Raw genomic sequence first — 837 nt, 5'->3', positions numbered from 1 at the left:
GTGGCCGTGGGGAGAACAAGCCGTCCAATCCCAGCGACCCGCACGACGGGGTCTACACGGCGGCGCGGCTGGCCCGGGACGAGGGGGTGCCCATCTCGACGATCTCGTTCGGCACCAAGACCGGCGAGATCGAGATGGACGGGCAGCGCGTGGCCGTCCCGGTTTCGACGGACCAGATGAAGACGATCGCCAAGCTGTCCGGCGGGCAGTCCTACACCGCCAGCAACATCGCCGAGCTCAACAAGAGCTACAACGCCATCGAGAAGGACATCGGCTATCGCACCGTGGCCGGGCCGGGCAGCGCCGGGTGGCTGCGCCTGGGCGTGATCACCGCCTTGATCGCGACGGCGCTGGCGCTGCTGATCAACCGGCGGCTGCCGGTCTGATCGTCAGGACGGCAGCCGGCGGTTCAGGAACAGGCCGGCCAGGATCGCGCCGGCCAACGCGACCGCCCCCAGCAGCATCCACGCGAGGCTGGCGTCGCCCTTGACGGTCTCGTACCCGATCTGGCGCTGCAGGGTCGAGTAGACGTTCTTCAGCGACTCCAGGCTGTCGGCATGGAACGCCTGGCCGTCGGTGATCTCGCAGATCTTCTGCAGCGTCTGGTCGTCTACGGGAACCGGGATGGTGGCGCCCTCGTACTCGACGGTGCCGTACGGCGTCCCGAAGGAGATGGTCGAGATCTGCACGCCCGCGGCCTTGGCGGCCCGGGCGGCGGTGAACGCCCCCTGCGGGGCGTTGGCGTCCAGCGGCACGTTCTCCGCGCCGCCGTGTAGACCCCGTCGTGCGGGTCGCTGGGATTGGACGGCTTGTTCTCCCCGCCGTCGGACAGCAGCA

The 837-nt window shown here is 69.3% G+C and carries 2 pseudogenes; one reads left to right on the top strand and one right to left on the bottom strand.

Features of this window, described 5'->3' with window-relative positions:
- Window positions 1-386: pseudogene (locus tag A9X03_RS03215) on the top strand (hypothetical protein); the annotation flags it as partial.
- Between the two features lie 3 nt (window positions 387-389).
- On the opposite strand, the pseudogene A9X03_RS03210 reads toward A9X03_RS03215, so the two are convergent.
- Window positions 390-837 (bottom strand): annotated as a pseudogene (locus A9X03_RS03210) (hypothetical protein); the annotation flags it as partial.

The sequence above is a fragment of the Mycobacterium sp. E1715 genome, from assembly GCF_001667625.1.
Lineage (GTDB): Bacteria > Actinomycetota > Actinomycetes > Mycobacteriales > Mycobacteriaceae > Mycobacterium.
This window is presented reverse-complemented; position numbering and strand designations above follow the sequence as displayed.